This is a genomic window from Achromobacter insuavis (assembly GCF_902859645.1).
Lineage (GTDB): Bacteria > Pseudomonadota > Gammaproteobacteria > Burkholderiales > Burkholderiaceae_B > Achromobacter > Achromobacter insuavis.
The window spans coordinates 1-26536 of sequence record NZ_CADIJR010000052.1; the positions used below are offsets into that span (position 1 = coordinate 1).

The 26536-nt window shown below is 69.6% G+C and carries 23 protein-coding genes; 10 read left to right on the forward strand and 13 right to left on the reverse strand.

Features of this window, described 5'->3' with window-relative positions; all coding sequences use genetic code 11:
* The 7 genes from H0523_RS22190 to H0523_RS22220 form a co-directional block, all read right to left on the reverse strand.
* Window positions 1-1527, reverse strand: a 1527-nt coding sequence (locus tag H0523_RS22190; RefSeq protein WP_218950882.1) for an efflux transporter outer membrane subunit, incomplete at its 3' end; no start/stop codon positions are given.
* Window positions 1524-4634, reverse strand: coding sequence for a multidrug efflux RND transporter permease subunit (locus tag H0523_RS22195; protein ID WP_054433213.1), 3111 nt, complete (start codon window positions 4632-4634; stop codon window positions 1524-1526). The genes H0523_RS22195 and H0523_RS22190, both read right to left, overlap by 4 nt.
* Window positions 4631-7729, reverse strand: coding sequence for an MdtB/MuxB family multidrug efflux RND transporter permease subunit (locus tag H0523_RS22200; protein WP_054433211.1), 3099 nt, complete (start codon window positions 7727-7729; stop codon window positions 4631-4633). The genes H0523_RS22195 and H0523_RS22200 overlap by 4 nt, the downstream gene beginning before the upstream one ends.
* Window positions 7730-7744: 15 nt before the next feature.
* Window positions 7745-9022, reverse strand: coding sequence for an MdtA/MuxA family multidrug efflux RND transporter periplasmic adaptor subunit (locus H0523_RS22205; protein WP_054433210.1), 1278 nt, complete (start codon window positions 9020-9022; stop codon window positions 7745-7747).
* 135 nt (window positions 9023-9157) lie between these two features.
* Complete coding sequence (gene zapD / locus H0523_RS22210) at window positions 9158-9910, reverse strand: cell division protein ZapD (protein ID WP_054433256.1); 753 nt, start codon at window positions 9908-9910, stop codon at window positions 9158-9160.
* A gap of 42 nt (window positions 9911-9952) precedes the next feature.
* Complete coding sequence (coaE, locus tag H0523_RS22215) at window positions 9953-10600, reverse strand: dephospho-CoA kinase (RefSeq protein ID WP_054433209.1); 648 nt, start codon at window positions 10598-10600, stop codon at window positions 9953-9955.
* Window positions 10601-10684: 84 nt separating this feature from the next.
* Window positions 10685-11539: a prepilin peptidase gene (locus tag H0523_RS22220; RefSeq protein WP_054433207.1), complete on the reverse strand. Its 855-nt coding sequence runs from the start codon at window positions 11537-11539 to the stop codon at window positions 10685-10687.
* A gap of 193 nt (window positions 11540-11732) precedes the next feature.
* Here H0523_RS22220 and H0523_RS22225 point away from each other — a divergent pair, with 193 nt between their 5' ends.
* Window positions 11733-12497, forward strand: coding sequence for a copper resistance protein NlpE N-terminal domain-containing protein (locus H0523_RS22225; protein WP_054433205.1), 765 nt, complete (start codon window positions 11733-11735; stop codon window positions 12495-12497).
* Window positions 12498-12643: 146 nt separating this feature from the next.
* Here the strand turns inward: H0523_RS22225 and H0523_RS22230 are convergent, their stop codons facing one another.
* From H0523_RS22230 to H0523_RS22245, 4 genes are all read right to left on the reverse strand, one after another.
* Window positions 12644-13144 (reverse strand): response regulator transcription factor, encoded by a 501-nt coding sequence (locus tag H0523_RS22230; protein WP_054433204.1) that lies wholly within the window; start codon window positions 13142-13144, stop codon window positions 12644-12646.
* 115 nt (window positions 13145-13259) lie between these two features.
* Window positions 13260-14114 (reverse strand): pantoate--beta-alanine ligase, encoded by an 855-nt coding sequence (panC, locus tag H0523_RS22235; RefSeq protein WP_054433202.1) that lies wholly within the window; start codon window positions 14112-14114, stop codon window positions 13260-13262.
* 37 nt (window positions 14115-14151) lie between these two features.
* Complete coding sequence (locus tag H0523_RS22240; RefSeq protein ID WP_054433201.1) at window positions 14152-15042, reverse strand: segregation and condensation protein A; 891 nt, start codon at window positions 15040-15042, stop codon at window positions 14152-14154.
* Between the two features lie 16 nt (window positions 15043-15058).
* Window positions 15059-15247 (reverse strand): DUF3460 family protein, encoded by a 189-nt coding sequence (locus H0523_RS22245; RefSeq protein WP_054433199.1) that lies wholly within the window; start codon window positions 15245-15247, stop codon window positions 15059-15061.
* Between the two features lie 98 nt (window positions 15248-15345).
* Here H0523_RS22245 and H0523_RS22250 point away from each other — a divergent pair, with 98 nt between their 5' ends.
* Window positions 15346-16800, forward strand: a complete 1455-nt coding sequence (locus H0523_RS22250; RefSeq protein ID WP_054433197.1) for a DHA2 family efflux MFS transporter permease subunit — start codon at window positions 15346-15348, stop codon at window positions 16798-16800.
* Window positions 16787-18310 carry a glycerol kinase GlpK gene (gene glpK / locus H0523_RS22255; RefSeq protein ID WP_054433196.1) on the forward strand — a complete coding sequence of 508 codons (1524 nt, stop codon included), beginning with the start codon at window positions 16787-16789 and terminating at the stop codon, window positions 18308-18310. The genes H0523_RS22250 and glpK overlap by 14 nt, the downstream gene beginning before the upstream one ends.
* A 19-nt stretch (window positions 18311-18329) precedes the next feature.
* On the opposite strand, the gene H0523_RS22260 is transcribed toward glpK, so the two are convergent.
* Both H0523_RS22260 and H0523_RS22265 read right to left on the reverse strand, forming a co-directional pair.
* Window positions 18330-18887 (reverse strand): hypothetical protein, encoded by a 558-nt coding sequence (locus H0523_RS22260; RefSeq protein ID WP_054433194.1) that lies wholly within the window; start codon window positions 18885-18887, stop codon window positions 18330-18332.
* Window positions 18887-19822: a LysR family transcriptional regulator gene (locus tag H0523_RS22265; RefSeq protein WP_006386930.1), complete on the reverse strand. Its 936-nt coding sequence runs from the start codon at window positions 19820-19822 to the stop codon at window positions 18887-18889. Before H0523_RS22265 ends, H0523_RS22260 begins: the two co-directional genes overlap by 1 nt.
* A gap of 170 nt (window positions 19823-19992) precedes the next feature.
* Here H0523_RS22265 and gtdA point away from each other — a divergent pair, with 170 nt between their 5' ends.
* The 7 genes from gtdA (at window position 19993) to H0523_RS22300 (ending at window position 26523) form a co-directional block, all read left to right on the forward strand.
* Window positions 19993-21045, forward strand: coding sequence for a gentisate 1,2-dioxygenase (gtdA, locus tag H0523_RS22270; protein WP_054433192.1), 1053 nt, complete (start codon window positions 19993-19995; stop codon window positions 21043-21045).
* Window positions 21046-21104: 59 nt separating this feature from the next.
* Complete coding sequence (locus H0523_RS22275; RefSeq protein ID WP_054433190.1) at window positions 21105-21803, forward strand: fumarylacetoacetate hydrolase family protein; 699 nt, start codon at window positions 21105-21107, stop codon at window positions 21801-21803.
* Window positions 21804-21815: 12 nt separating this feature from the next.
* A complete protein-coding gene (gene maiA, locus H0523_RS22280; protein WP_054433188.1) occupies window positions 21816-22454 on the forward strand; it encodes a maleylacetoacetate isomerase in 639 nt (212 codons plus the stop codon).
* The gene (locus H0523_RS22285; RefSeq protein WP_006392672.1) at window positions 22451-22849 is read left to right on the forward strand and encodes a chorismate mutase; all 399 of its coding nucleotides are present in this window, start codon (window positions 22451-22453) and stop codon (window positions 22847-22849) included. The genes maiA and H0523_RS22285 overlap by 4 nt, the downstream gene beginning before the upstream one ends.
* The gene (locus H0523_RS22290; protein ID WP_054433186.1) at window positions 22842-23846 is read left to right on the forward strand and encodes a Bug family tripartite tricarboxylate transporter substrate binding protein; all 1005 of its coding nucleotides are present in this window, start codon (window positions 22842-22844) and stop codon (window positions 23844-23846) included. The genes H0523_RS22285 and H0523_RS22290 overlap by 8 nt, the downstream gene beginning before the upstream one ends.
* Before the next feature lie 81 nt (window positions 23847-23927).
* A complete protein-coding gene (locus tag H0523_RS22295; RefSeq protein WP_054433185.1) occupies window positions 23928-25280 on the forward strand; it encodes an FAD-dependent oxidoreductase in 1353 nt (450 codons plus the stop codon).
* A gap of 19 nt (window positions 25281-25299) precedes the next feature.
* Window positions 25300-26523: a 3-hydroxybenzoate 6-monooxygenase gene (locus H0523_RS22300; RefSeq protein WP_054433184.1), complete on the forward strand. Its 1224-nt coding sequence runs from the start codon at window positions 25300-25302 to the stop codon at window positions 26521-26523.
* Window positions 26524-26536 lie beyond the last annotated feature (13 nt).

A 26536-nucleotide genomic window follows, 5' to 3' on the forward strand; every position in this document is an offset into this window, starting at 1 on the left:
GGCCGCCTGCGGCGCGGCGGGCGCCGTGGCCTGCGATCCGCCGCCGGCCGCGCCCGCCCCTTGCGCGGGCAGCCCGTTCCAGCCGCCGCCCAGGGCAACGATCAGGTTGACGCTGGCCACCAGGCGGTTGCCATACAGGCTGAGCGCGCTGCGCTCGTTGCTGAGCGCGGTGGCGTCCACCACCGCCACGCTCAGGTAATCCACCAGCCCGGCCTTGTACTGGTTCTGCATCAGCCGCAGCGATTCGCGCGCGGCCTCGAGCGCGCGGCGCTGCACGGTCTGCTCGTTCTCCATCACGCGCAGCTGGATCAGGTAGTCCTCGACTTCGCGCAGCCCGGTCAGCGCCGCCTGCCGGTAAGCCGCGGCCTGCGCGTCGTAGGACGCGCGCGCCTGCTCGACCTGCGCCTGGCGCGCGCCGCCGTCAAAGATGGTCAAGGCCAACGCCGGCCCCAACGACCAGAAGCGCGCCGGGGCGGTCAGCAGCTCGGCGAACTGACCGTTGCGGAAGCCGCCATCGGCCGACAGCGTCAGGCTGGGGAACCAGGCCGCCTGCGCCACGCCGATCTGGGCGTTGGCGGCGGCGGCGCGGCGCTCGGCGGCGGCCACGTCGGGACGGCGCTCCAGCAGTTCGGAAGGCAGGCCCACCGGGATCTGCGGCAGCTGCACCGAGAACGCCGCCGGCGGCAGGCTGAAATGCGACGGCGCCTGGCCCATCAGCACCGCGATGGCATGCTCGTACTGGCCGCGCTGCCAATCCAGGTCGATCGACTGGGCCCGCGTGCTCTCGACCTGGGTGCGGGCCACGGCGACGTCGGCCTGGCCGACGACGCCCACGCTGTAGCGGTTCTGCGTCAGTTGCAGCGATTTCTCGTAGGCGGCCACGGTCGCGTCCAGCAGGCGCTTCTGCTCATCGAGCACGCGCAACTGCAGATAGGCCTGCACCAGCGCGGCCTGCGCGCTCAGGCGGGTCGCCGCCAGGTCGGCCAGGCTGGCCGACGCGCTGGCCTCGGAGGCCTCGACATTGCGGCGCACGCGGCCCCACACGTCCAGCTCCCAACTGACGCTGCCCGTCAGCGAATACTGGTTGGACACGTTGCCGCCGCCCGACGACGAGGACGACGAACCGCCGCTGCCGCCGCCGCTGCCCGAGCGGGTCAGGCCGGCGCCCGCGCCCACGGTGGGGAAGAACCCGGCGCGCGCGCCGCGCACCAGGCCCAGCGCCTGGCGGTAATTGGCCTCGGCCTGGGCGATGGTCTGGTTCGACGTGTTGAGCGCGTCCACCAGGCCATTGAGCGTGGCGTCGTCATAGACGCGCCACCACTGGCCGCGGTCGGCGTCATCGCGCGGTTCGGCGCGCTTCCAGCCGGGCACTTCGTCCTGCCCTTCCTTGTAGGCCGCGCCCACGTCCAGCGCCGGCCGCTGGTAGTCAGGGCCGACGGCGCAGGCGGCCAGCGCGGCGCACAACGCCAGCGTGATGCCGGCGCGCGGCAGAAAGACGGAAGGGAAAGGCTTGGCGTTGCGGATCATAGTTGTTCTATCGAAGCGGCCCCGCCGCGCCGGGCGCGCCCGCGCGCGGCCCAGAGGCGGAAACGGTCAAGGTAGAGATAGACCACCGGAGTGGTGTACAGCGTCAGGATCTGGCTCAGCACCAGCCCGCCCACGATGGTAATGCCCAGCGGCTGGCGCATCTCGACGCCAGCGCCGGTGGCCACCACCAGCGGCAGCGCGCCAAAGATGGCGGCCATGGTCGTCATCATGATCGGCCGGAAGCGCGTCAGGCAGGCCTGGAAGATGGCTTCCTTGGGCGCCATGCCCTGATTGCGCTCGGCCTCGAGCGCGAAGTCCACCATCATGATGGCATTCTTCTTGACGATGCCGATCAGCAGGAACACCCCGATCAGGGCGATCAGCGTGAAATCGGTGCGCACCAGCAGCAGGGCCAGCAGCGCGCCCAGCCCGGCCGACGGCAGCGTCGACAGGATCGTCAGCGGATGCACGAAGCTCTCGTACAGGATGCCCAGCACGATATACATGGTGACCAGCGCGGCCAGGATCAGCCACGGCTGCTGCGCCAGCGTCTGCTGCAGCGCCGCCGCCGTGCCCTGGAAGCCGGCCTGGATCTGATCCGACGGCAGGCCGATGCGCGCCACCGCGGCGTCGATGGCGGCGGTGGCCTGCCCCAGCGACACGCCCGGCGCCAGGCTGAACGACACCGTGTCGGCCACGAACAGGCCCTGGTGCTGCACGCTGAGCGGCGCGTTGGCGTTCTCGAAGCGGGCGAAGGCCGCCATCGGCACGCGCGTGCCGGCCGACGTGATCACCTCGACCTGCTTGAGCGAATCGATATCCTGCGCGAACTTCTGGTCCACCCCCAGCACCACGTGATACTGGTTCAGCGGCCCGTACATCACCGACACCTGGCGCTGGCTGAAGGAATTGTTCAGCACCGTGGAGATGGTCGACATGCTCACGCCCAGCCGCGTGGCGGCGTCGCGGTCGATCACCAGGTTGATCTCGCGGCCCTTGTCCTCGACGTCGGTGTCGACGTCGGTGATCTCGGGGACCTTCGACATGGCCTGCTGCACCTTGGGCATCCAGGTGCGCAGCAATTGCAGGTCGCCGGACATCAGGGTGTAGTCGTACGAGCCCTGGCTCTGGCGGCCGCCGATGCGGATGTCCTGCTGCGACACCAGGAACATGCGCGCGCCCGGCATGTTCTGCAGCCGCGCCCGCAGGCGGTTGATGACCTGGTCGGCCGACACGCCGCGCTCGGCCAGCGGCTTGAGCTGGATCTGCATGAAGCTGCTGTTGCTGCCGCCGCGCCCGCCGGCGAAGCCGGTCATGCTTTGCACCGCCGGATCGGCCAGCACCACCTTGCGCAGCGCCTCCAGCTTGGGCACCGTGGCCTGGAACGAGGTGCCCTGGTCGACCCGGAAGAAACCCAGCAGCTGGCCGGTGTCCTGCTGCGGAAAGAAGCCCTTGGGCACCGCCGTGTACAGATACACGTTCAGGCCCACCGCCGCCGCCAGGATCAGCATCATCAGCCGGCCGTGCGCCAGCGCCCAGGCCAGGCTGCGGCGGTAGCCGTCCTGCATCCAGGCGAAGCCGCCCTCGGCCCAGCGCGCCAGGCGGCCCGGCGGCTTCGGCTCCTTGGGTTCGGCCTTGAGCAGGCGCGCGCACATCATCGGCGTCAGGGTCAGCGACACCACCAGCGACACCATGATGGACGCCGACAGCGTCACCGCGAATTCACGGAACAGGCGTCCCACCACCCCGCCCATCAGCAGGATCGGAATGAACACCGCCACCAGCGACAGGCTCATCGACAGCACGGTGAAGCCCACCTCGCGCGAGCCGCGCAGCGCCGCCCGCATCGGCGACATGCCGTTCTCGACGTGGCGCATGATGTTCTCGAGCACCACGATGGCGTCGTCCACCACGAAGCCGGTGGCCACGATCAGCGCCATCAGCGAGATGGTGTTGAGCGTGAAGCCGCACAGATACATGATGCAGAAGGTGCCGATCAGCGACACCGGCACCGCGACGCTGGGAATGATCGCCGCGCGCCAGCGCCGCAGGAACAGCAGCACCACCAGCACCACCAGGCCCACCGCGATGACCAGCGTCAGCTCGGCCTCGTGCAGCGAGGCGCGGATGCTGGGCGTGCGGTCCTGCGCCACGGTCAGCTGCACGTCGGCCGGCATCAGCGCCAGCAGCACCGGCAGCTGGGCCCGCACCGCGTCCACGGTCTCGATGATGTTGGCGTCGGCCTGGCGCCGCACGATCATCAGGATCGCGTTGCGCTGGTTGTAGAAGCCGGTCTGGTACAGGTCCTCGACCGAATCCTCGACCCTGGCCACGTCCGACACCCGCACCGGCGCGCCGTCGCGCCAGGCCACGAGCAGCGGCCGGTACTGTTCGGCGCGGCTGAGCTGATCGTTGACCATGATCTGCCAGTGGTACTGGTCGTTTTCCAGCACGCCCTTGGGGCGGTTGGCGTTGGCGTTGGCCAGCGCCGTGCGCACGTCGTCGAGCGAGACGCCGCGGTTGGCCAGCGCGCCCGGCAGCACCGTCACGCGCACCGCCGGCAGCGAGCTGCCGCCCACCGTCACTTCGCCCACCCCGTCCACCTGCGACAGCTTCTGCGCCACGATGGTCGAGGCCAGGTCATACATCTGGCCCTGGCTCAGCGTGTCGGAGGTCATCGCCAGCGTCATGATGGGCGCGTCGGACGGATTGGACTTGTGGTACGTGGGGTTGCTGCGCAGGCTGGTCGGCAGCAGCGAGCGGGCGGCGTTGATGGCCGCCTGCACGTCGCGCGCCGCGCCATTGATGTCGCGCGACAGGTCGAACTGCAGCGTCACGCGGGTCGAGCCCTGGGTGCTGCTGGAGGTCATCTCGGTCACGCCGGCGATGCTGCCCAGCGAGCGTTCCAGCGGCGTGGCGACGCTGGAGGCCATGGTCTCGGGGCTGGCGCCCGGCAGGCTGGCCGACACCGAAATGGTGGGAATGTCCACCTGCGGCAGCGGCGCCACCGGCAGCAGGAAGAACGACAGCATGCCGGCCAGGACGATCGCCAGCGACAGCAGCGTGGTCGCCACCGGCCGGACGATGAAGGGCGCCGACAGGATCACGGCGCGCTCCCGGCGCGCGCCTCGCGCATGCCGCGCCAGCGCCGCGACATGCGGTCGAACATCAGGTAGATCACCGGCGTGGTGAACAGCGTCAGCACCTGGCTCAGCAGCAGGCCGCCCACCATCACCAGGCCCAGCGGCTGGCGCAGCTCGGCGCCGGTGCCCGTCGACAGCATCAGCGGCAGCGCGCCGAACAGCGCCGCCAGCGTGGTCATCAGGATCGGCCGGAAGCGCAGCAGCGCCGCCTCATGGATCGCCGCGCGCGGCGACAGGCCGCGCTTGCGCTCGGCGTCGAGCGCGAAGTCGATCATCATGATGGCGTTCTTCTTGACGATGCCGATCAGCAGGATGATGCCGATGATGCCGATCATGTCGAGCTCGGTGCCGCTGATCAGCAGCGCCAGCAACGCCCCCACCCCGGCCGACGGCAGCGTCGACAGGATGGTGATCGGGTGGATGTAGCTTTCGTACAGCACGCCCAGCACGATGTACATGGTGACGATCGCCGCCAGGATCAGCCACAGCGTGCTCGACAGCGAGTTCTGGAACGCCAGCGCCGCGCCCTGGAAGCGCGTCTCGACGCTGGCCGGCATGCCGATCTCGGCCTCGGCCGCGGTGATCGCCTCGACCGCGGCCGACAGCGACGCGCCATGCGCCAGGTTGAACGACACCGTGACCATCGGGAACTGGTCCAGCCGGTTCACCGCCAGCACCGTCTTGCCCTCGGTGATGCGGGCGATGGACGACAGCGGCACCTGCGCCCCGGTGGAGGTCGGCACGTGGATCTGGCCGAGCGAGGCCGGGTTCATCTGGAACTGCGGCTGCACCTCCAGCACCACGCGGTACTGGTTGGATTGGGTGAAGATGGTCGAGATCAGGCGCTGGCCGAAGGCGTCGTACAGCGCCTCGTCCACCACCGCCGCCGTGATGCCCAGCCGCGAAGCCGCGTCGCGGTCGATCTCGACCCAGGTCTGCAGGCCGTCGTCCTGCAGGTCATCGGTCACGTCCTTCAGGCCCGGCACCTGGCGCAGCCGGTCGATCAGCTTGGGCGTCCATTCGCTCAGCACCTTCAGGTCCGGGTTGGACAGCGTCATCTGGTACTGCGTGCGGCTGACCCGGTCCTCGATGGTCAGGTCCTGCACCGGCTGCATGTAGACGGTCACGCCGTCCTGCTTGCCGAAGGCCTCCTGCAGCCGCGCCATCACGGTCGGCAGGTCGCCCTTGCGCTCGGACTGCGGCTTGAGCGCAATCTGCATGCGGCCGGCGCTGAGGGTGGCGTTGCTGCCGTCCACGCCGATGAACGACGACACCGCCTGCACATCGGGATCCTCCAGCGCCAGCCGCGCCGCGGCCTGCTGGCGCTCGGCCATGGCGGAGAAGGAAATCGACTGCGGCGCCTGCGTGATGGCCTGGATCAGCCCGGTGTCCTGCTGCGGGAAGAAGCCCTTGGGAATCAGGATGTACAGCAGCACCGTCAGCGCGAAGGTCGCCAGCGCCACCAGCAGCGTCAGCGGCTGGTGCCGCAGCACCTTCTGCAGCATGCGGTCGTAGGCGGCGATGGTGCGGTCGATGAAGGCCCCGGTGACCTGGTGGAAGCGGCCGTGCTTCTGCTCGGACTCGGCGCGCAACAGGCGCGCGCACATCATCGGCGTCAGCGTCAGCGACACCACCAGCGAGATCAGGATCGACACCGCCAGCGTGATGGCGAACTCGCGGAACAGCCGCCCCACCACCTCGGTCATGAACAGCAGCGGGATCAGCACCGCGATCAGCGAGAAGGTCAGCGAGATCAGCGTGAAGCCGATCTGCGAGGCGCCCTTGAGCGCGGCCTGCAGCGGCGTCTCGCCCTCTTCGATGTGGCGGGCGATGTTCTCGATCATGACGATGGCGTCGTCCACCACGAAGCCGGTGGCGATGGTCAGCGCCATCAGCGTCAGGTTGTTGATGGAGAAACCGGCCAGGTACATGATGCCGAACGTGCCCACCAGCGACAGCGGCACCACCACGCTGGGAATCAGCGTCGCCGTGATGCTGCGCAGGAACACGAAGGTCACCATCACCACCAGCGCCACCGCCAGCAGCATCTCGAACTGCACGTCGGCCACCGAATCGCGGATGGTCTGGGTGCGGTCCGACACCACCGTCACGTCCAGCGTGGCCGGCAGCGCGGCGCGCAGTTGCGGCAGCAGCGCCTGGATGCGGTTGACCACGTCGATGACGTTGGCGCCGGGCTGGCGCTGGATGTTGAGCAGGATGGCGGGCTTGTCGCCGGCCCAGGCGGCCTGGCGCGTGTCCTCGGCGCCCTCGACCGCGCGCGCCACGTCCGACAGGCGCAGCGGCGCGTTGTTCTTGTAGGCAATGATCAGGTCGTTGTAGTCGGTCGGCGACTTGAGCTGGTCATTGGCGTTGATGGTGGTCGAGCGCAGCGGCCCGTCCAGGTTGCCCTTGGGCTGGTTGACGTTGGCGCCCACCACCGCGGTGCGCAGGTCGGTCAGCCCCAGGCCGTTGGCCGCCAGCGCCTGCGGATTGACCTGCACGCGCACGGCCGGGCGCTGCCCGCCCGCCACGCTCACCAGGCCCACGCCCGGAATCTGCGACAGCTTCTGCGCCACCCGCGTGTCCACCAGGTCGCGCACCTGCGGCAGCGGCATGGTGGGCGAGGTGATCGCCAGCGTCAGCACCGCCGCGTCGGCCGGGTTGACCTTGTTGTAGGTCGGGGGCACCGGCAGGTCGCTGGGCAGCAGGTTCGACGCCGCGTTGATGGCGGCCTGCACCTGCTGTTCGGCCACGTCCAGCGGCAGCGTCAGGTTGAACTGCATGGTGATGACCGAGGCGCCGCCCGAGCTGGTCGACGACATCTGGTTCAGGCCCGGCATCTGGCCGAACTGCCGCTCCAGCGGCGAGGTCACCAGCGACGTCATCACGTCCGGGCTGGCGCCCGGATACAGCGTGGTCACCTGGATGGTGGGGTAATCGACTTCGGGCAGGGCCGAGACCGGCAGCAGGCGGTAGGCGATGAAGCCGGCGATCAGGATGGCCACCATCGACAGCGTGGTGGCCACGGGCCGCAGGATGAACAGGCGCGACGGGCTCACGGCGTGGCCCCCCGCTTATCGCGTCGCGGGCGTGGTGCCCGCCGGCGCGCCCCCGCCCAGCGACTTGTCCTTGGCGGCGGGAATCACCTCGTCGCCGCCCACCACGTCGACCTTGGCGCCGGCGCGCAGGCGGTCGGTGCCTTCGGTCACGACGCGGTCGCCCGGCTGCAGGCCCTCGTTCACGGCCACCATGCCATTGTTGATGGCGCCCAGCTTGACCTGCTTGACCTGCACGGTGTTGTCCGGCTGCACCAGGAACACGAAGGCGCCGGCCGACCCCTGCTGCACCGCCGCCGTCGGGATCGCCGTCACGCCCTTGCGCGTCAGCACGTGCAGGCGCACGTTGACGAACTGGTTGGGGAACAGCGCGTCGTCCTGGTTCTCGAATTTGGCCTTGAGCTTGAGGGTGCCGGTGGTGACGTCGATCTGGTTGTCCAGCGTCGCCAGCGTGCCGGAGGCGATGCGGCGGGTATCGGCGCGGTCGTAGGCCTCCACCGCCAGGGTCTTGCCCTCGGCCAGCTCGGCGCGCACTTCCGGCAGTTGCGTCTCGGGCAGCGTGAAGACCACCGAGATCGGCTGCGTCTGGGTGATCACCACCAGGCCGTTGGTGTCCGAGCTGGACACCAGGTTGCCGCGGTCGACCTGGCGCAGGCCCAGCCGGCCGCTGATCGGCGCGGTGATGCGGGCGTAGTCCAGCTGCAGGCGGGCATTGTCGACATTGGCCTGGTCGCTCTTGATGGTGCCTTCGTATTGGCGCACCAGCGCGGCCTGGGTGTCGACCTGCTGCTTGGCGATCGAGTCCTGCTTGAACAGGGCCTGGTAGCGCTGCAGGTCGCGGCGCGCGTTCTCCAGCAGCGCCAGGTTCTGCATCTGGGTGCCGCGGGCCTGGTCCAGGGCCACCTGGAAGGCGCGCGGGTCGACCTGCGCCAGCAGGTCGCCGGCCTTGACCTGCTGGCCTTCCTGGAACGGCACGTCGACCAGTTCGCCGCTGACGCGGCTGCGCACGGTGACGGTGTTGTAGGCGGTCACGGTGCCCAGGGATTTGAGGAAGATGTCGATGTCCTGCGTCACGGCGCTGGCCACCCGCACCGGCACGGCCAGGTTGGCCAAGGCCGCGGCCATGTTGGGCCGTCCGCCGCCGGAGCGCCCGCCGGGGCCGCCGCCGCCCGGCTTGGCCGCCGGCCGCAACGCCAGCCAGGCGATGCCGGCCACCACCAGCAAAAGCACCGCTAACCCGATGATTCTGCGGCGGGTCCAGCGAGAGGGCGGAGAAACGGGACGGCTATCGGACATGGGGAACGGTTCCGGCACTGACGGAGAAAGCCGTATTGTGACCTAGACGACCGACATTTCAGCCATTGTCCGTTACTGCTGAAATCGGCCGCAACAGGAATCGGGGCGGGATGACCCCCGCCCGCGCCCGCCGGGCTACGAATTGCAGAGCGTGATCTGGAAGGGGATGCTGCGCGCCACCTGCTGGGGCTTGAATTCGCCGTCCTGGGTCGAAAAGCGGATCCAGATCATGTACTTGTTCGCGCTGATCTCGGGAAAGACCCCCTGCGCCGGATCGACCCAGACGCGCAGCAGCTGGAACTGCTTGCCGCCCAGCATCTCCTGGTAGGCTCCCTGCTCGGCCACGATGTCGGTCTTGCGGCCGGACTCGCGCAACAGGCGCAGCGCCAGGGTCAGGCCGTCGTTCAGGGCGGTGAAGGGCGCCAGCCAGGCCTGCAGGTCGGCGCAGCGCGCGGCTTCGGACTTGTGCTGCCAGGCGTAGTACGACGGCATGTCGACCTGGGTCGCGCCGCCGGGCACGGCCAGGCGGCCGCGCAGGCTGGTGAGCCATTCGTTCTCGCGCAGGGATTGGCCGGTCTTGCCGGGCGCCGCCAGGGCCGAGGCCACTTTTTCGAGTTCGCGCAGCATGCCTTCGAGCGCGTCCTGCGCCACCCCGGGGTGGTCGCGCAGGCCCACCAGCGCCACGCGCTGGCGTTCGAGGTCCTGCAGCACCGAGCCTTTGACGTCGGTGCGCTCGCAGACATCGAGCAGGTCGAACAACGAGGTGACGGCGACCTGGTGCTGGCGTGAATCCCCCTCGCGGGCAAAGAAGAACAACCTGTCGAACAGGTATTCAAGCCGCAGGTAGGCGCGGATGCGCTCATTGAAGGGATATTCGTAAACAATCACGCTTGTAAACAGGCCCATCAGAGGTCGGCCGGCGGGCCGAGATTATTCAGGGGTGCCGGCCAAGCCCGGGGCTTGCCGGCCCGTCGTGGCCGCCAACGTGAGCCAGCGATCATGCAGGGTCTTCGCCTGCACGCGCAATTGCTCCGGCGATGTCGCGCCGCCATTGTCGATGACGTCGTCCGCGACTTCGAGCCGGTCCGCCCGCGCAGCCTGTGCCGCCATGATACGCCGGATGGCTGAGTCCGTCAGCCCGCTGCGCGACTGCACGCGGGCCACCTGCGTGTCGGGATCGCAATCGACCACGCAGATGCGGTCGACGCGGTCGCGCCAACGCCCGATCGACTCGACCAGCAACGGCACCACGAACACCAGATAGGCGCCTTGCGCGGCCTCGGCCTGGCGTTCGGTTTCGTGGCCGATGGCCGGGTGCAGGATGGCTTCCAGGCGCAGGCGGACCTGCGGATCCGCAAACGCGCGCTCGCGCATCCAGTCGCGGTCGAGGGCGCCGGCCGGCGTCAGCGCGTCGGGCCCGAATTCGCGTTCGATGGCGGGCATCGCGGCGCCGCCGGCCGCGGTCAGCGCGCGCGCGATCTCATCGGTATCGACCACCGACGCGCCCCATTCGCCCAGCATGTCGGCCACGCGCGATTTGCCCGAGCCGATGCCCCCTGTCAGACCGATCTTGAACATGTTCGTCCTTCGTTTGCGGCGCGGACTGGACAGGACCGCCGCGCCATCGGGCGCGAGCCGCCGCTGGCCGCGCGCGCGTTCAATTCAATGCAGCAACCATCCCAGGCCCTGCTCGCCGCCCAGCAGCAGCACGGCCACGCCCGCCAATGCCAGGTACGGGCCGAACGGCAGCGCCTGGCCACGGCTGGCCCGGCCGCTGAGCGTCAGGGCGCCGCCCACCACCACGCCGACCACCGACGCGCCCAGCAGCAGCATCGGCAAGGCGCCGACGCCGAACCAGGCGCCCAGCGCCGCCAGCAGCTTGAAATCGCCGTAGCCCATGCCTTCGCGGCCGGTCAGCAGCCGGAATGCATGAAAGATAACCCACAGGAACAGGTAGCCGGCCACCGCGCCCACCACCGCCATCGACAGCGGCGTGAAGGCGTCGAACAGATTCACCAGCAGACCGGCCCAGGCCAGCGGCAGCGTGATCGCGTCCGGCAGCAGGGTCGATTCCAGGTCGATCCAGGCCAGCGCCACCAGCGCCGCCGACAGGCCCATGGCGCACAGCGCGATGGGCGTGGCGCCGAAACGCCAGGCGCAGGCGGCGAACAGGAGGCAGGTGATCGACTCGATGGCGGGATAGCGCCAGCCGATCCCGGCCCCGCATGCGGCGCAGCGGCCGCGCAGCGCCAGCCAGCCCAGCAGCGGCAGGCGGCGCCAGCCGGTCACCGGGGTCTCACAGCTCGGGCAATGCGAGGCCGGCGCCAGCAGGCCGGAATCGGCGACCGGCCGGGCCTGGCCCGCGGCCTCCTGGCACTGCGCCTGCCACTCGCGCTCCATCATGCGCGGCAGGCGGTAAGTCACCCGCGTCAGCCAGCCGCCGACCAGCAGGCCGGCCAGCGCGGCCAGCGCGATGAACGCCGCCAGCGGCACCGGGAAGACATGCCACAGCGTCATGCGCGCTCCCGCGACGCGGTCCGTCGCGCCGGCGCGCGAGCGCTGGCGGCAAGGCGGCGGGTGGGCAGCCGGGAGCCGTGTCGTAATTTGTGCATAAAGTGCCGGCAACGCCTTTCAGGATGATGGGGATCGTATCGAATCTTCGCATAAGTGCGTAAAATCGGAGACAGACTCAACTTACGGATCAGCTGCCATGGCCGCGCGCGTCGAAATCCTTACCCGCCCCCGCAAACTCAGCATGATGGGGCTGCTGCTAGCGGGCACGGTGCTGGGTGCCGCGGGCTGCGCCCAGCAACGCACCGAAGGCTATTACGATCCTCCGGTCGAAAGCACCGTCACCGACGCCCAGTACCAGGGTTCCGGCGCCGGCTACCGCACCGTGCTGCGGGCGCCCTCGCAGGTGCAGATCGCGCTGAAACCCGACCAGAAGAAGACCCCGACCCAGGCCGCCGCGGCCCAGGGCGCCACCACCGAGGACGGCCAGCCCGTGCCGGAAGGCGCGGACAGCGGCGCCGCTGCGGCCCCCGCGCCCGTTCCGGCGCCCGCCGCCGCGCAGAGCGCCGCCGCCAACAGCCTGGTGCCGCAGCCGCAGACCTACATGGGCACCCTGCCGTGTTTCTCGCCCGCCATGCAATGCACGGCGCAACGCGTCACCCTGACCCTGGCGCCCAACGGCCGCTGGCGCGGCCGCACCGCCTACCTGGAAAACGATCCCCAGAAGGCCGCGCCGATCGTCGAGCAAGGCTGCTGGGACGCCACCGACGAGCGCCCGCCGCGCGTCCTGCTGCTCGACAGCAAGGGCAACATGCGGGTCGAATTCGTGGTCGCCGCCAACAACGTGCTGCGCGTGCGCTCCATCGGCGGCCAGACGCCCAACCTGAACTACAACCTGACCCGCCAGCCGGACCTGGATCCGATCGACGAACTGGCCAAGGCCCAGGCGCCCCAGTGCCCCTGAGCCCGGCGGGCCGGGCATCGACCCTGGCCTGACCCTTCCCCCCACAGGGCCTGCCGGATGCCGCATCCGCAGGCCCTTGGTTTTTGCGGCGGGCCCCGGGCGACGTGACGGCCCATGCATGGTCGGTTGGCTCTATAAGTAAGTGCCTACTTACTCCAATACCCTTTATTAATAAGCGCTGCGCAACAATCCGCAAGAATGACGTGGACCGGCTCCGCCCGCGGCGCATAGCGCGTGACTGGCGCGTGACCATCCGGCGCAGGCGGGATCGGTGCGGGCCGGGCCGGATCGAGCGCGGTCGGCTCGAATGGCGTCGGCCCGGGCTGGGCGGGTTCGCGCAGGGGCCATTCATGCAGGGGCTCGGCCGGCCCCGCCGCGCCCCGCCCGCACGGCAGCGGCGCGCCCAGCACCGGCGACACGCCCAGTTGCCCATGGGCGCACAGCCGGCAGGCCAGCTGCATGGCGTTGCGCACGCCCAGCTTGGCGAAGATCCGGGCGCGATGGGCCTCGGCGGTGCGCAGGGAAATGTCCAGGTCGATCGCGATGACCTTGTTGGGACGGCCGGCCGCGACATAGGCGACGATCTGGCGTTCGCGCGGCGTCAGGGTGGACAGGAGGCGATCGAGGTCGGTGCGGGGAACGTGCATGGAACGGCTCTGCAATGAAGACTTGCAGAGAGTCTGCCCCGCCCCCGGCGGCGGCATAAGCTGGCAATTTTGCCAGGGGTGCGGCCCGGGAGGATCGGGCCGCGGCGCAACCGGCTCAGGCCGTGTAGGACAGTTCCAGGTTGTCGATCAGGCGCGTCGCGCCCAGCTTGGCGGCGGCCAGCACCACCACCGGCTCGCCGGCCTGCAGGTCGGCGGCTTCCGGACGCTTGAGGTCGCGCTGGCGGCGCAGGGCGATGTAGTCGACCTTCCAGCCGCGATCGGTCAGGTGCTGCGCCGCTTCGCGCTCCAGCTTGGCGGCATCGCGCTCGCCGGCCGCCAGGCGCTGGCCGACGTTGTGCAGCGCGGCGTACAGGGCCGGGGCCTCGGCGCGCTCGGCGTCGCTCAGGTAGCGGTTGCGCGAGGACAGCGCCAGGCCGTCATCGGCGCGCACGGTCTCGTGCGCCAGCACTTCCACCGGCAGCTGGAACTGGCGGCACATGTTGCGCACCACCATCAGCTGCTGGTAGTCCTTCTTGCCGAACACCGCCACCTTCGGCTGCACACAGGAGAACAGCTTGAGCACCACGGTGCTGACGCCGGCGAAGAAGCCCGGACGGAACTCGCCTTCGAGGATGTCGCCCAGGTCGTCCGGCGGCTGCACGCGGTAGTTCTGCGGCTCGGGGTACATCTCGCGCTCGTTGGGCGCGAACAGCACGTAGACGTCGCGTTCGCGCTCGAGCTTCTCGATGTCGGCGGCCAGGGTGCGCGGGTATTGGTCGAAGTCCTCGTTCGGCCCGAACTGCAGGCGGTTCACGAAGATGCTGGCGACCACCGGGTCGCCGTGCTGGCGCGCCAGCTTCATCAGCGCCAGGTGGCCTTCGTGCAGGTTGCCCATGGTGGGCACGAACGACACGCGATTCTGGCCGCGCAGGTGATCGCGCAGTTCCTGGATGGTGTGGACGACTTTCAAGGGGAATCTCCGGGATCGGGCGCACAGCCCGGGGGGATCAGGCCGCGACCGCCGCGACGCTGGTATAGGCCAGGCGCACGTAGATGGGCGCGTAAGGCTCGGCCTGCGTGATTTCCAGCAGCGACTCGCGCGCCAGCTCCAGCATGGCGATGAAGTGCACCACCACCACCGCGGCCGGCGCGCCTTCGCGCACCCGTTCCATGAACAGGTCGCCGAACTCGATGAAACGCACGTCGTTCAAGCGCCGCAGGATGTGCGTCATGTGGTCGCGCACCGACAGCTGTTCGCGAGTGATGTGATGGTGCTGGTTGAGCTTGGCCCGCTTCATGATGTCGGCCCACGCGGCGCGCAGGTCATCGACGCTGACCTCGGGCAGCATGCGCTCGACGCTCAGGTCGGCAACGGCGTGGCTGGTGACGAAGTCGCGGCCCAGCTGGGGCAAGGCGTCGAGCTTCTGCGCGGCCAGCTTCATCTGCTCGTACTCGAGCAGGCGGCGCACCAGCTCGGCGCGCGGATCCTCGGGCTCTTCGCCGGTGTCGGTCTTCTTGACCGGCAGCAGCATGCGCGACTTGATCTCGATCAGCATGGCCGCCATCAGCAGATACTCGGCGGCCAGCTCCAGGTTGTGGATGCGGATCTGTTCCACATAGGACAGGTACTGCCGCGTGACATCCGCCATCGGGATGTCCAGCACGTTGAAGTTCTGCTTGCGGATCAGGTAGAGCAGCAGGTCCAGCGGCCCCTCGAAGGCCTCGAGGAAGACCTCCAGCGCGTCCGGCGGAATGTACAGATCCGTCGGCATCTGGAACAGCGGCTCGCCGTACAGACGCGCGAACGCCACGCTATCAACGGTGTCGGGCGTGCTGTCGACGGACGGTTCCACTAGCGCGGCCAGGGCATCGCCCGGGACGGAGGGGGTGTGGGCCATGGCTGCCGCAACGGTATCAGTCGGCCTGATACACGTACGGCTTTTGCGGCACGCGGGCGGCGCGGAAGCCTTCCAGCAGTTCCGCGTCCTGCGTCTTGTCCCAAAGACGGGCGCGGCCTTCGCGCTGGCGTTCTTCGGTGCCAGGGTGCGACTGCTTGTAGTCTTTCAGGAACTGGGTGATCTCGGATTCGTAGTTGGTCGCCATGGCACCAATTTCAGTGGGTTTCGGATGCCGCCAGTTTACTGCACCCGGGGCCGGAACCCGGCGTTACAATCTTCCGGCTCCCACCGCCCCCCTCCGCCATGTCCGCCGAATCCGCAGCCGCAGCCAATCCCGCTCCTCCTTCAACCCCGGACGCGGTGCGCGCGGCACGCATGATTCCCTTCATCGTCGGCTGTGCGCTGTTCATGCAGATGCTGGACGCGACCGTGGTGGCGACCGCCCTGCCGGCCATGGCGCGGGCCCTGGGATCGACCCCGGTGCGGCTGAACGTGGCCATCACCTCCTACCTGCTGTCGGTGGCCGTGTTCGTGCCGGTCAGCGGCTGGGCCGCCGACCGCTACGGCGCCCGCCGCGTCTTCATCGCCGCCATCGGCCTGTTCACCCTCAGTTCCGTGGCTTGCGCCCTGTCGCAGGACCTGCCGCAACTGGTCATCTCCCGCATCGTGCAGGGCATGGCCGGGGCCATGATGGTGCCGGTGGGCCGCATCATCCTGCTGCGCACCGTGCCCAAGCAGGACCTGCTCAAAGCCATGTCGTTCCTGTCGATCCCGGCGCTGCTGGGCCCGGTGATCGGGCCGCCGCTGGGCGGCTTCATGGTCACCTACATGTCGTGGCACTGGATCTTCCTGATCAACATTCCCATCGGCGTGCTCGGCATCGCGCTGGTGCTGCGCTACGTGGCCGAGATCAAGGAAGAAACGGCGCCGCGCCTGGACTGGCTGGGCTTTTTGCTCAGCGCCGTGTGCCTGGCCACGCTGGTCAGCGGCTTCGAGGCCATCGGCCGCGACGTCATGCCGCTGCCGCTGCTGCTGGGCCTGATCGCGGTGGGCATCATCTGCGGCCTGCTCTACGGCTGGCACGCGCGCCGCATCGATTACGCGATCATCGACCTGTCGCTGATGCGCATTCCCACGTTCGCCATCTCGACGCTGGGCGGCAACCTGTGCCGCTTCGCGGTGGGCGCCACGCCCTTCCTGCTGGCCATGCTGCTGCAGGTGGGCTTCGGCCTGTCGCCGTTCTCGGCCGGCCTGATCACCTTCGCCAGCGCGGCCGGCGCGCTGCTGATGAAGTTCGTGGCCACCCCGATCGTCAGGCATTTCGGCTTTCGCCGCGTGCTGACCGTGAACGCGGTGCTGACCGGCGCCTTCATCATGGTCTGCGCCACCTTCACGGCGGCCACGCCGGTCTGGCTGCTGATCGCCATCCTGCTGATCGGCGGCTTCTTCCGCTCGCTGCAGTTCACCGGCGTAAATACGCTAACCTATGCCGACATTCCCCCGGCCAAGATGAGCCGCGCCAGCAGCTTCGCCGCCATGGCGCAGCAGCTCGGCATCAGCCTGGGCGTGGGCGTGGCCGCGGTGACCCTGAACATCAGCATGACCCTGCGCGGGGCCGAAACGCTGGCGGTGGGCGACGTGATCGCCGGCTTCATCGTCATCGGCCTGCTGTGCGCGGCTTCGGTCTTCTCCTTTAGACGCCTCGACCCGCTGGCCGGGGCACACCTGAACGGCGCCAAAAACAGTGACGACGAATGAATTTGTCCTAGCCCTGGACCAGGGCACGACCAGCTCCCGCGCCATCGTGTTCGATCGCGACGGCGTGGTGCGCGGCATCGGCCAGCGCGAATTCCGCCAGCACTACCCGCGGCCGGGCTGGGTCGAACATGATCCCGGCGAGATCTGGCACAGCCAGCTGGACGTGGCGCGCGAGGCCTTGCGCAACGCCGCCGCCAGCGCCGCCGACGTGGCCGCCATCGGCATCACCAACCAGCGCGAAACCACCCTGATCTGGGACCGCGCCAGCGGCCGCCCGCTGGCCCGCGCCATCGTCTGGCAGGACCGCCGCACCGCGCCGATGTGCGACCAGTTGCGCCAGGACGGCCATGCCGACTTCCTGCAATCGCGCACCGGGCTGGTGCTGGACGCCTATTTCTCGGGCACCAAGCTGGCCTGGCTACTGGATCACGTGCCCGGCGCGCGCCAGAAGGCCGAGCGCGGCGAGCTGGCCTTCGGCACCGTCGACACCTGGCTGATCTGGCAGCTGACCGGCGGCGCGGTGCACAGCACCGACCCCAGCAACGCCTCGCGCACCATGCTGTTCGACCTGCACACGCAGGACTGGAACGACGAGATCCTGGCGCTGCTCAACATTCCGCGCAGCGTGCTGCCGTCGATCGCGCCCAGCAGCGCGGTGGTGGGCGAATCCCTGCCCGAATGGCTGGGCGGCTCGATTCCCATCGCCGGCGTCGCCGGCGACCAGCAGGCCGCGACCTTCGGCCAGGCCTGCTTCAAGCCGGGCATGGCCAAGAACACCTATGGCACCGGCTGCTTCATGCTGATGAACGTGGGCGACAAGCCGGTGCAGTCGCACAACCATCTGCTGTCGACCGTCGGCTGGGGCCTGCCGGTCCAGGGCCAGCCAGGCTGGCGGCCGGCCTACATGCTGGAAGGCGGCGTGTTCGTCGCCGGCGCCGCGGTGCAATGGCTGCGCGACGGCCTGGGCATCATCCAGCGCTCCGAGGAAATCGAATCGCTGGCCGCCAGCGTGGCCGACACCGACGACGTCTTCATGGTGCCGGCCTTCGCCGGCCTGGGCGCGCCGCACTGGGATCCCTATGCCCGCGGCACCCTGGTGGGCCTGACGCGCGGCACCACCCGCGCCCACATCGCCCGCGCCACGCTCGAATCCATCGCGCTGCAGAGCGCCGAACTGCTGACCTGCATGAACGGCGACAGCGGCATCGCGCTGACCGAGCTGCGGGTCGATGGCGGCGCGGCCCGCAACGACCTGCTGATGCAGATGCAGGCCGACCTGCTGGGCGTGCCGGTGGTGCGCCCGCGGGTGCCGGAATCGACCGCGCTGGGCGCGGCGGGCCTGGCGGGCCTGGCGGTCGGCTTCTGGTCGGGCCAGGACGAGTTCGCCTCCAAGTGGCAGGCCGAGCGCACCTTCGAGCCGGCCTGGCCGGACTCGGTGCGCGAGGCCCGCATGCGGCGCTGGAGCCAGGCGGTGGAACTGTCCAAGGGCTGGTCCAACACCGCGAAGTGAACGGCCGCGGCCCGGCGACTTACGGCCGCCGCGCCTGCGCCTGCATCAGCCGCAACGCCACGCGATAGCCGGCGAACACATAGAACGCATTGCTGTTCATCAGCAGCCACGCGCCGGCGCCGCCCAGCAGCGCGACCACCGGGCCGACCGCGCGCATGTCGCCCTGCGACCACGCGATCAGCCCCAACCCGCCCGCGGCGGCCAATGTCAGCGCGGTGCGCTTGAGCAGCACCAGCCCCAGGCTGTAGCCGCCCATGAACGCCACCACGCCGATCGCCAGCGCCAGCGCCGTGACGGCGCAGGCCAGCACCAGCGCGAAGGCCGCCAGCGCCGGGCCGGCCGGGCGCAGCAGCAGGCTCAACAGGCCGATGCCGACGCCGATGCCGCCGACCATCGTCAGCACCGCCAGCGCCAGCGGCGACCACAGCCCCGGCGGCGCGGCGCGCGCATCCATCTCGGCGACGAAGCGGTGCATGGCCGCCGACGCATCCGGCGCGCCCGCCTCGTCGCGCAGCGCCGCCTCCAGCCGGCGGCATTGCGCGATCAGCGCATTCAGCCCGGGGCCGGACGGCGCCATCACAGCCTCGTGACGCCCGGGGCGTGTTCGGCCACCGTGTTGCGCAGCGCGGCCATCGCCTCCTGCACGGCGGTCGGCCGGAAGGCGTCCTCGCGCCAGTACATGGCCACCGAGCCGAAGCCCGACAAGCGCACCGGGATGATGCGCATCGCCTTCATCTGCGTGAAGCGCAGCGCCGCGCGGTGCGAGGCCACGCCGATCATGTCGCTGTTGTTGATCAGGGTGAGGTTGATGGTGACCGAATTGGACTCGACGTGGTCGGCCGGCGGCGCCTGGCCGGCCGCGGCCAGCGCGGCGTCGACCGCGTTGCGGATCGGCGTGCCCTTGGGCCACAGGATCCAGCGGTATGACAGCAGCTCTGGCCAGCCGGGCTGCTCCAGCGCGAACAGCGGATGGCGCGGCCGCGCCACCAGGTGGATCGGCTCCAGGTACAGCGCTTCGAAGCGGATGGCCGGATCATGGTGCTCGGGCGCCGAGCGGCCCACCACGATGTCCAGGTCGCCCTGCGCCAGCTGCGCCAACAGGCGGTCGGTGGTGCCTTCCACCAGTTTCACGCGGGCCTGCGGCATGCGTTCGAGCAGCTTCATCACCGCCAGCGGCACGGTGTCGGAGGCCGAGGCGCCCGAGGCGCCGATCACCACCCGGCCGCCGCCGCCCTCGCGCAGCGCAGCCATGTCGGCGCTGGCGCGGTCCAGCTGCGCCTCGACCCGCTGCGCGTGCGCGATCAGCACGTCGCCGTGCGGCGTCGGCCGCAGGCCGCGCGCATGGCGCTCGAACAGCGGCAGGCCGATGTCGTCTTCCAGATCCTTCAGCCATTTCGACAACCCCGGCTGGGTCGTGTTGAGCATGGCGGCCGAGTGGCTGATGTTGCGGGTCTGGGCCAGGCTGAGGAGCATTTTCAGGTTGCGCAGGCGCAACCGGTGAGTCCAGTCCATGGAGTCCCCTTTTGTCTCTTATCCATATAGTTATTGGTATGGATAATAAGATAATTTCATTTCAAAACACATAGCTCGTTACGCATAATCGTCTCCATATCGTGACCCGCCGCGCCTGCCGCGACGGGCCAACAGAAGCCGGCCCCGACGCCGGCCCCCAGGAGACAGACATGCCCGACGGTCACCCCCCCGGCGCGGACCGCGCCGCCTATTACGCGCGCATCGCCCAGAAGCACATGGCCCCGCTGTGGGAGTCGCTGCACAACCTGGTGCCGCGCCAGCCCGCGCCGCGCTGCGTGCCGGCGATCTGGAAATACGACGACGTGCGCGACGACGTGCTGGCCTCGGGCTCGCTCATCACCGCCGAGGAAGCCGTGCGGCGCGTGCTGATCCTGGAGAACCCGGGCCTGCCCGGCCAGGCCAGCATCACGCAGAGCCTGTACGCCGGCCTGCAGCTGATCCTGCCGGGCGAGATCGCGCCCAGCCACCGCCACACCCAGTCGGCCCTGCGCTTCATCGTCGAGGGCCGCGGCGCCTACACCGCCGTCAACGGCGAACGCACCACCATGCATCCGGGCGACTTCATCATCACGCCGTCCTGGACCTGGCACGACCACGGCAACGCCGAGACCGTCGACGGCGGCGAACCGGTGGTCTGGCTCGACGGCCTGGACATTCCGCTGCTGCGCTTCCTGGACGCCGGCTTCGCCGAAAACTATCCGTCCGCCACCCAGCCCGTCACGCGGCCGGAAGGCGACAGCATGGCGCGCTACGGCCACAACATGGCGCCGGTGCGCCACCGCGCCGCCGGCGGCACCTCGCCGATCTTCAACTACCCCTACGAGCGCAGCCGCGAAGCGCTCGACGCGCTCTACCGCCACGGCGAGCTCGACCCCTGGGACGGCGTCAAGCTGCGCTACCTCAATCCGGCCACGGGCGGCTACCCCATGCCCACCATGGCCACCTTCATGCAGTTGCTGCCGGCCGGCTTCCAGGGCAAGACCTATCGCAGCACCGACTCCACCGTCTACAGCGTGGTGGAAGGCCGCGGCATCGCCCGCATCGGCGACGCCGAATTCCATTTCGGTCCGCGCGACGTGTTCGTGGCGCCGTCGTGGCTGCCGGTGCAGCTGGCGGCGCTGGAAGACGCCACCCTGTTCAGCTATTCCGACCGCCCGGTGCAGGACGCGCTGGGCCTGTGGCGCGAAGAACGCATCGCCTGACGCGGGCGGGCCGCCGCGCCCGCCCTCCCCCTTTCCGTTCCGCCTTCAAAGGTTGATTCATGTCTTACGTGTTTGCTCCCGCCGACCCCGTCGCCGTGCCCGTCGCCGGCAGCCCGGACCGTTTTCCCGTGCGCCGCGTCTATTGCGTCGGCCGCAACTACGCCGCCCACGCCCGCGAGATGGGCTTCGATCCCGACCGCGAGCCGCCGTTCTTCTTCTGCAAGCCGGCCGACGCCGTGGTGCCGGTGGCGCGGGACGCCACGCTGACGCTGCCCTATCCGTCCGAGACCGCCAACTTCCACTATGAAATCGAACTGGTCGCGGCCATCGGCAAGGGCGGCGCCAACATCGCGGTCGAATCCGCGTTGGAACACGTGTGGGGCTACGCCGTCGGCCTGGACATGACGCGCCGCGACCTGCAGATGAAGATGCGCGAGGCCGGCCGCCCGTGGGAGCTGGGCAAGGCCTTCGACCAGAGCGCGCCGATCGGCCCGCTGGTGCCCGCCGCGCAGGCCGGCGACATCCACCACGCCGGCATCTGGCTGCAGGTCAACGGCGCCGACAAGCAGCGCAGCGACGTCGGCCAGCTGATCTGGTCGGTGGCCGAGACCATCGCCTACCTGTCGCGCTACTTCCGCCTGGAAGCCGGCGACCTGATCTACACCGGCACGCCCGAAGGCGTGGGCCCCGTGACGCGCGGCGACAAGCTGGTCGGCGGCGTCGACGGCCTGGGCACGCTCAGCGTGCAGATCGCCTGAGGACGCCCGCCCATGCAACTGCACAGCTTCTTCAACAGCTCCACCTCGTACCGCGTGCGCATCGCGCTGGCGCTCAAGGGCCTGCCGTTCGACATCGTGCCGGTGAACCTGCGCAAACAGGAACAGCGCGCCGCCGACTACGTGGCGCAGAATCCGTCGGCCGGCGTGCCGCTGCTGACGGAAGGCGATTTCCAGCTGTCGCAATCGCTCGCCATCATCGACTACCTGGACGCCACGCACCCCGAGCCGCGCCTGATCCCGGCCGCGCCGCGCGAGCGCGCCCGCGTGCTGGAGCTGGCCAACGCCATCGCCTGCGACATCCATCCGGTCAACAACATGCGCATCCTGCGCTACCTGCAGGAAGAGCTGGGCGCCACCGACGCGCAGAAGAACGCCTGGTATCACCACTGGATCCGCGAAGGCCTGACCGCGGTCGAGACCCTGCTGGCGCGTCATGGCCACGGCGCCTATTGCTTCGGCGATGCGCCGACGCTGGCCGACTGCTGCCTGGTGCCGCAGATCGCCAACGCCCAGCGCATGGGCTGCGACCTGTCGGCCTACCCGCGCCTGATCGCCGTCTATGAACACTGCGCCGCGCAGCCCGCGTTCCAGCGGGCCGCGCCTGGCAACCAACCGGACTACATCAAGTGACCACGCAAGCTTCCCCGGGCCAGGAGCCCGACACCCTGGGCGCGCCGCTGCGCGAATACACCGATCCGGCCTACCGCCCGCTGTGCGCCAACCTGGCCGAGGTGCGCGCCAACATCGACCGGCTCGACGACGAGATCGTGCGCCTGATGGCCGAACGCGCCATGTACGTCAAGGACGCCGCGCGCTTCAAGCGCGACGCCTTCCAGGTCAGCGCGCCGGCGCGCCAGGCCGAGGTGTTCGAGAAAGTGCGGCGCCTGGCCGAGCGCCACGACCAGGGCTTCGAGAACCTGGACCAGGTGGTCGATGCCGCCTACCGCGCCATGGTGGCGGCCTTCATCGCCAATGAACAGACCTATTTCAACAACATGAAGATTGCGGGAGACAAGCATGCATAACCCCTCGACCCTGGCGCGGGCGCGCGCTTTCACGGCGCGCGCGCTGGCGCTGGGGCTGATCGCGCTGGCGCCGCTGGGCGCGGCGCAGGCCGCCGACGCCTGGCCGTCGCAGCCGCTCAAGGCGCTGGTGCCGTTCGGTCCGGGCTCCAGCCCCGACCAGGTGGCGCGCATCGTCGGCGAGAAGGCCGGCGCCATCCTCGGCCAGACCGTGGTGGTGGAAAACAAGCCGGGCGCCAGCGGCAACATCGGCACCTTCGCCATCGCCAACGCCAAGCCCGACGGCTACACCTTCGGCGTCTCGATCACCGGCCCGCTGGTGAACAACACGCTGCTGTTCGACAAGCTGCCCTACGCGCCCGCCACCGACCTGGCGCCGCTGACGCTGGCGGTGCACCAGCCCAACGTGCTGGTGGTGCCGGCCAACTCCGGCATCGACAACGTCGGCCAATTGCTGGAAGCGCTCAAGAAGAACCCGGACAAGTACAACTTCCCCTCGCCCGGCGCCGGCACCGTCTCGCACCTGGCGGTGGAGCTGCTGCTGCAGCGGATCGGCGCGCGCGCCACGCACGTGCCGTATCCGTCGTCGCCGGCCGCGCTGACTTCGCTGCTGTCGGGCGACACGCAGTTCGCCGCGCTGCCGCCGATCGCCGTCATGAGCATGGTCAAGGACGGCCGCCTGAAGGCGCTGGCCGTGACCTCGTCCAAGCGCTCCACGCTGCTGCCCGAGATCCCCACGCTGGCCGAAGTCGGCGTGCCCGGCATCGAGGGCTCGGCCTGGATCGGTTTCGTGATCTCGTCCAAGGTGCCCGCCGACATCCAGAAGAAGCTGTCGGACGCGCTGATCCAGGCGATCCGCGACCCCGAGGTAGTCAAGCGCCTGCAGGCGCAGTTCATGGACCCGGTGGGCAGCACCCCGGCCGAGTTCCGCGCCTACATGGACGATGAGCTCAAGCGCTGGGAGCCCCTCATCACCAAGCTCGGCATCAAGGGCCAGTAACCAGGCCCGTGAACGGGCGGCCTCGCCGCCCGGCATTTCGCAACACCAGACGCAGTCCGCAGGACAAGCAAGGAGACAAGCATGACCCTCACCGAACCCGCCCGCCAGGTCCCGCTCTACGGCGAATACGACGTCGTCGTGCTGGGCGGCGGCCCCGCCGGCATCCTGGCCGCGGCCAGCGCCGCCCGCAACGGCGCCAGCGTGCTGCTGGTGGAACGCTACGGCTTTCTCGGCGGCATGGGCACGGCGGCGGGGGTCTCCAACTTCTGCGGACTGCACGCCAACATCCGCGGCGCCATCCGCCAGGTCGTGCACGGCATGACGGACGAGCTGCTGGACCGCATGCGCGCGCTGGACGGACTGAACGACCCGCACCTGATCCTGGGCAAGATCCACGCCCAGGCCTACGACATCGCCGCCTTCAAGTGCGCCGCCGACGGCATGGTGCAGGACAGCGGCGCACAGATCCTGTTCCACGCATTGGCCACCGGCCTGGCGCGCGATGCCGCCGGCAATGTCGACGCGCTGTTCCTGGAGACCAAGTCCGGCCGCTGCGCGGTGCGCGGCAAGGTCTTCATCGACTGCTCCGGCGACGCCGACATCGCGCAATGGGGCGGCCTGCCGTTCGAGAAGGGCGACGCGCACGGCCACATGCTCTACCCCACGCTGATGTTCAAGGTCGGCAACGTCGACGGCGCCCGCGCCCAGGAGGCCTGGAAGACCATTCCGCAACTGATGGACCAGGCCGCCGCCAGCGGCGAATTCACCTTCCCGCGGCGCGGCGCCATCGTGCGGCCGCAAAAGCATGACTACGAGTGGCGCGTCAACGTGACCCAGCTGGCCAACGCCGACGGCAGCGCGGCCGACGGCACCGACGCCGCCTCGCTCTCGGCCGGCGAGCTGGAAGGCCGCCGCCAGATCACCGAGTACCTGAAGTTCCTGCGCGCCAAGGTGCCGGGCTTCGAGCACGCCTACGTGCTCGACATCGCGCCGCAGCTGGGCATCCGCGAAACCCGCCGCATCGTCGGCGAAGCCGTGCTGACCAAGGAAGACGTGCTGGGCTGCGCCGACTTCGAGGACAGCATCGGCGTCAACGGCTGGCCGCTGGAAATGCACACCGCCGGCGACGTGCAGTGGATGTGGCCGCCCATCCCCGAATCGCGCGGCTACAACCAGCTGCCGTTCCGCATGATGGTGCCGCGCCGCGGCCCCGGCGTGGCCGGCAACGTGCTGGTGGCCGGACGCTGCGCCTCGATGACGCACGAGGGCCAGTCGGCCGCCCGCGTCAGCGGCAGCTGCTTCGTCATGGGCGAGGCCGCCGGCACTGCCTCGGCGCTGGCGCTGCGCGCCGGCATCGCGCCGGCCGACCTGCCGGTCGCCACCCTGCAGGCGCAGTTGGAACGGCAAGGCGCCTTCCTCGGCGGCCACGACTGAACACGCAAGGAATCCAGGAATGAACGCAACACCGACAGTACAGGGCGCGCCCCAATCCGTGATCGTGGTGGGCGGCGGCATCGGCGGCCTGGCCGCGGCGCTGGCGCTGACGCGCCAGGGCATCGCCGTGCAGTTGCTGGAACAGGCCGCGCACATCGGCGAGATCGGCGCCGGCATCCAGCTCGGCCCCAACGCCTTCGCCGCGCTCGACGCGCTGGGCGTGGGCGCCACGGCACGCCAGCGCGCGGTCTTCACCGACCACATCATCATGATGGACGCGGTCGACGCGCGCGAAGTGGTGCGCATCGACACCGGCGACGCTTTCCGCGAGCGCTTCGGCGGCCCCTACGCCGTGATCCACCGCGCCGACATCCACCTGTCCATCCTGGAAGCGGTGCAGCAGAACCCGCTGATCCGCTTTCGCACCTCGACCCAGATCGCCAGCGTCGCGCAGGACGGCAAGCGCGTGGAAGTCACGGATACCGAAGGCAACCGCTACCAGGCCGACGCGGTGGTGGGCGCCGACGGCGTCAAGTCCGTGATCCGCGAGCACCTGATCGGCGATCCGCCGCGCGTGACCGGCCACGTGGTCTACCGCGCCGTGGTCGAGCGCGACAACATGCCCGAGGAACTGCGCATCAACGCGCCGGTGCTGTGGGCCGGCCCGCACTGCCACCTGGTGCACTACCCGTTGCGCGGCGGCCAGCAATACAACCTGGTGGTGACCTTCCACAGCCGCGAGCAGGAACAATGGGGCGTGCGCGAAGGCAGCAAGGAGGAAGTGCTGTCGTACTTCCAGGGCATCCACCCGCGCCCGCACCAGATGCTGGACCGCCCCACTTCGTGGAAGCGCTGGGCCACCGCCGACCGCGAGCCGGTCGAACAGTGGGGCCAGGGCCGCCTCACCATCCTGGGCGACGCCGCCCACCCCATGACCCAGTACATGGCCCAGGGCGCTTGCATGGCGCTCGAAGACGCAGTGACGCTGGGCGAAGCCGTCAAACGCTGCGACCACGACCTGGAAGCCGCTTTCCGCCTGTACGAATCGGTGCGCATCCCGCGCAGCGCGCGCGTGGTCTGGTCGACCCGGGAGATGGGCAGGCTCTATCACGCGCGCGGCGTCGAACGCACCGTGCGCAACATGCTGTGGACCGGCCGCGGCCAGTCCCAGTTCTACGACGCGTTGCAGTGGCTCTACGGCTGGAAGGTGGAGAACTGTCTCGCGGGACCCATCCAGCCATAAAAAAAGCAGGCAC

What these genes read in the sequence shown, in the direction of transcription:
- H0523_RS22205 (WP_054433210.1), bottom strand. Translation starts at nt 9,022, where the DNA reads ATGTCCGATAGCCGTCCCGTTTCTCCGCCCTCTCGCTGGACCCGCCGC.
- coaE (WP_054433209.1), bottom strand. Translation starts at nt 10,600, where the DNA reads ATGTTCAAGATCGGTCTGACAGGGGGCATCGGCTCGGGCAAATCGCGC.
- H0523_RS22220 (WP_054433207.1), bottom strand. Translation starts at nt 11,539, where the DNA reads ATGACGCTGTGGCATGTCTTCCCGGTGCCGCTGGCGGCGTTCATCGCG.
- H0523_RS22225 (WP_054433205.1), top strand. Translation starts at nt 11,733, where the DNA reads ATGGCCGCGCGCGTCGAAATCCTTACCCGCCCCCGCAAACTCAGCATG.
- H0523_RS22230 (WP_054433204.1), bottom strand. Translation starts at nt 13,144, where the DNA reads ATGCACGTTCCCCGCACCGACCTCGATCGCCTCCTGTCCACCCTGACG.
- H0523_RS22240 (WP_054433201.1), bottom strand. Translation starts at nt 15,042, where the DNA reads ATGGCCCACACCCCCTCCGTCCCGGGCGATGCCCTGGCCGCGCTAGTG.
- H0523_RS22245 (WP_054433199.1), bottom strand. Translation starts at nt 15,247, where the DNA reads ATGGCGACCAACTACGAATCCGAGATCACCCAGTTCCTGAAAGACTAC.
- H0523_RS22250 (WP_054433197.1), top strand. Translation starts at nt 15,346, where the DNA reads ATGTCCGCCGAATCCGCAGCCGCAGCCAATCCCGCTCCTCCTTCAACC.
- H0523_RS22260 (WP_054433194.1), bottom strand. Translation starts at nt 18,887, where the DNA reads ATGGCGCCGTCCGGCCCCGGGCTGAATGCGCTGATCGCGCAATGCCGC.
- H0523_RS22265 (WP_006386930.1), bottom strand. Translation starts at nt 19,822, where the DNA reads ATGGACTGGACTCACCGGTTGCGCCTGCGCAACCTGAAAATGCTCCTC.
- gtdA (WP_054433192.1), top strand. Translation starts at nt 19,993, where the DNA reads ATGCCCGACGGTCACCCCCCCGGCGCGGACCGCGCCGCCTATTACGCG.
- H0523_RS22275 (WP_054433190.1), top strand. Translation starts at nt 21,105, where the DNA reads ATGTCTTACGTGTTTGCTCCCGCCGACCCCGTCGCCGTGCCCGTCGCC.
- maiA (WP_054433188.1), top strand. Translation starts at nt 21,816, where the DNA reads ATGCAACTGCACAGCTTCTTCAACAGCTCCACCTCGTACCGCGTGCGC.
- H0523_RS22290 (WP_054433186.1), top strand. Translation starts at nt 22,842, where the DNA reads ATGCATAACCCCTCGACCCTGGCGCGGGCGCGCGCTTTCACGGCGCGC.
- H0523_RS22295 (WP_054433185.1), top strand. Translation starts at nt 23,928, where the DNA reads ATGACCCTCACCGAACCCGCCCGCCAGGTCCCGCTCTACGGCGAATAC.
- H0523_RS22300 (WP_054433184.1), top strand. Translation starts at nt 25,300, where the DNA reads ATGAACGCAACACCGACAGTACAGGGCGCGCCCCAATCCGTGATCGTG.